The organism is Sphingomonas sp. CCH9-F2, from assembly GCF_001556735.1.
GTDB classification, from domain to species: domain Bacteria; phylum Pseudomonadota; class Alphaproteobacteria; order Sphingomonadales; family Sphingomonadaceae; genus Sphingomonas; species Sphingomonas ginsenosidimutans.
On the sequence record NZ_LSJO01000145.1, the window covers coordinates 1 to 2,697 of the forward strand.

Annotated in this window: 6 protein-coding genes; 1 reads left to right on the forward strand and 5 read right to left on the reverse strand. The window is 68.3% G+C overall.

Features of this window, described 5'->3' with window-relative positions; all coding sequences use genetic code 11:
* The 5 genes from AX685_RS04305 to AX685_RS04320 form a co-directional block, all read right to left on the reverse strand.
* The coding region (locus AX685_RS04305; protein ID WP_156445663.1) for a CBS domain-containing protein at window positions 1–428 on the reverse strand (428 nt) is incomplete at its 3' end.
* Window positions 429–438: 10 nt separating this feature from the next.
* The gene (gene ybeY, locus AX685_RS04310) at window positions 439–951 is read right to left on the reverse strand and encodes an rRNA maturation RNase YbeY (protein ID WP_066485788.1); all 513 of its coding nucleotides are present in this window, start codon (window positions 949–951) and stop codon (window positions 439–441) included.
* Window positions 948–1,076 (reverse strand): type II toxin-antitoxin system VapC family toxin, encoded by a 129-nt coding sequence (locus AX685_RS21400; protein WP_197418476.1) that lies wholly within the window; start codon window positions 1,074–1,076, stop codon window positions 948–950. The genes ybeY and AX685_RS21400 overlap by 4 nt, the downstream gene beginning before the upstream one ends.
* A gap of 85 nt (window positions 1,077–1,161) precedes the next feature.
* The gene (locus AX685_RS04315) at window positions 1,162–1,449 is read right to left on the reverse strand and encodes a hypothetical protein (protein WP_066485792.1); all 288 of its coding nucleotides are present in this window, start codon (window positions 1,447–1,449) and stop codon (window positions 1,162–1,164) included.
* A gap of 1 nt (window position 1,450) precedes the next feature.
* Window positions 1,451–2,449, reverse strand: a complete 999-nt coding sequence (locus tag AX685_RS04320; protein WP_066485794.1) for a PhoH family protein — start codon at window positions 2,447–2,449, stop codon at window positions 1,451–1,453.
* A 37-nt stretch (window positions 2,450–2,486) separates the two neighbouring features.
* Here AX685_RS04320 and AX685_RS23050 point away from each other — a divergent pair.
* On the forward strand, window positions 2,487–2,697 hold a 211-nt coding region (locus AX685_RS23050), incomplete at its 3' end, for a hypothetical protein (protein ID WP_231738546.1).

Here is a 2,697-nt window from a genome sequence, read left to right on the forward strand (position 1 = left end):
CTGTCAGGACGCTCGCCGCCGACCGCCATGATCGCGAACACGTCCTTGATGTGGACCATGCCGATGATGTGATCCAGATTGTCGCGATACACCGGCAGGCGGCTGACCCCCGCCTCGGCGAACACCTGCACCAGGTGGTCGAAGCTGGTGGCTTCCTCCACCGCGATCACGTCGGCGCGCGGCACGCCGACGTCGCCGGCATCGCGCTCCCCGAAATGCAGCAGATTGCGCACCATCTGCCGTTCCAGCGGGGTCAGGTCGCCCTTGGCATCGGGGGCGGGATCGTCCTCATGCTGGTCGATCACGTCCTCCAGTCGGTCGCGCAGCGTTTCCTCGTGCTGTTCGCCGAAGATCAGGTTGCGCAGTCCGGCCAGCAGGCCATTGTCATGGTGGTCGCCGTTGCTGGCGCTACTTCGGTCGTCGGCCATCGCCGTTCGTTCAGTCCTCGCGTATCTGATAGGGGTCGGCGATGCCCAGACCGGCCAGCGCGGCGCGCTCGATCTCCTCCATCGCATCCCCCTCGTCGTCGGTCAGGTGGTCATAGCCTAGCAGATGCAGCGTGCCATGCACCATCAGATGCGTCAGGTGATGGTCGACCGGGATGCCGCGCTCCGCCGCCTCCGCCGCGCACACCCCGTGAGCCATCACGATATCGCCCAGCAACACCTCGCCATCGTCCGAATTCTGCGTGACGGTGGCGATCAGGTCGGGCTGCACCATCGGGAAGGACAGGACGTTGGTCGGCTTGTCCTTGTCGCGATACTGGCGGTTGAGCGCATGGACCTCGTCGTCGCCGGTCAGCCGCACGCTGATCTCGACATGCGCGCGCGCGGTCAGCAGCGCGCCGTGCGGCGTCTGCGCGATCGCGGCCCGCGCGGCGGCGGCGGCGATCCCCTCCCACGCGGCATCGGCGGGCCACGGATCCTCGCGGGTCAGTTCGATGTGGATCATTCGAGCGTGGCGTCCTTCAGGTCGGTGAGGGTGAAATCCTCGCCCTTGAACAATATCGTGTCGGCATGCCGGCGCGTGGACGCATAAGCGAAGCAGTCGCCCATGTTGAGTGCGGCGGGATGCACACCCTTGCCGTAGCGCGCGTGCGCGTCGATCGCCTCCGCGGCATCGCGATCATCGCCACGATCGCGGAAGCGTCGATGAAGACCGTCACTCGTCGTCGAGCGAATCGTGGAAGCGCTTGTCGGCCGCCAACCCCGACGGCAGCGGCAGCGGATGCTCGTTCCAGTAACGCCGCAACCATTCAGGCGCCGGACTGGCGAGCGAATGTCGGTGGGCGTAATCGCGGATCGCCAGTGCGACGATCTCCTGCATCGCCGTACCGCGTTCGTCCGCCAGCCGCGCGATCGCCCGCACGGTTTCCTCGTCGTCGATCAGCAACTGCGCCGACAGCGCCTGGCGTTCGGCGCGGGTCAGGTGCGGGTCGGGTGCGTTCATTTCAAGCCTCCTTCCCCTCATAGGCCTCCACGATCCGGCCGACAATCGGATGGCGGACGACGTCGGCGGCGGTGAAGCGGCACAGCGATATGCCCTCCACCCCCTCCAGCCGCGTCGTCGCATCGGCCAGGCCGCTCGCGCCGACGCCGCCGGGCAGGTCGGTCTGGTTCGGATCGCCGCAGATGACCATGCGGCTGTTCTGGCCGAAGCGGGTCAGGAACATCTTCATCTGCGCGGGCGTGGTGTTCTGCGCCTCGTCCAGGATCACGAAGGCGTCGCCCAGCGTGCGGCCGCGCATGAACGCGATCGGCGCGATCTCGATCTCGCCCGATGCGATGCGGCGCTCCACCTGTTCGGCGGGCAGGCAGTCGTACAGCGCGTCGTACAGCGGGCGCAGGTACGGATCGACCTTCTCCTTCATGTCGCCCGGCAGGAAGCCCAGCCGCTCGCCCGCCTCCACCGCGGGGCGCGACAGGATCAGCCGCTGGACGCTGCCGGTGATGAGCTGCGCGACCGCCTGCGCCACCGCGATATAGGTCTTGCCCGTGCCGGCGGGGCCGAGCGCGAAGATCATGTCGTGGGTGGTCAGTTCGCGCATGTAATGCGCCTGCGCGGGGGTGCGCGGCACGATCGTCTTCTTGCGCGTGCGGATCATCACCGACGGCGCGGTCCCGCGCTCGGCGGAGATGATGCCGTCCAGCACCGGCTCGGCCGCCATCGCGATCGCGGCATCGACCAGCCCGGCATCGACCTCCTCGCCGCGCTGGATGCGCTGGTACAGGTCGTTCAGCACGTCGCGCGCCAGCGCCACCTGTTCGGCGGTGCCTTCCAGCCCGATGCGGTTACCGCGCGCGGTGATATAGACGCCCAGCCGGTTTTCCAGCGCCACCAGATGCTGGTCATACTGGCCGAACAGCTGGCTGAGCAGCTGCGGCCGGTCGAACAGCAGCTCGACACGCGAACGTTCGCCGGCGCGGGCGGGAAGGGGCTTGCGGCTCATGCGGCTCCTTGGTGGTTGGACGACGGGCGATCGGACGATGCACGGCGGTGCGGGCCGCGGCGGCGGCGCGACGGGCGCGATTCGGGGCGGCGCACGGGCATCGGTGATCAGTGTGGCAGTCCCGGCGGCGGGGGAACAGCGCAAAAATCTGCGCGAACGCCGCTGCGGATCAATTCCCGAACGGGCGCGGCGGGCGACCGCGCAGATATGCCGATGCGATGTCGTGATACGGGAAGCCCTGCGCCCCC

Excerpts from the sequence above, each read along its gene's own strand:
- ybeY (WP_066485788.1), bottom strand. The coding sequence starts at position 951 with ATGATCCACATCGAACTGACCCGCGAGGATCCGTGGCCCGCCGATGCC.
- AX685_RS04315 (WP_066485792.1), bottom strand. The coding sequence starts at position 1,449 with ATGAACGCACCCGACCCGCACCTGACCCGCGCCGAACGCCAGGCGCTG.
- AX685_RS04320 (WP_066485794.1), bottom strand. The coding sequence starts at position 2,449 with ATGAGCCGCAAGCCCCTTCCCGCCCGCGCCGGCGAACGTTCGCGTGTC.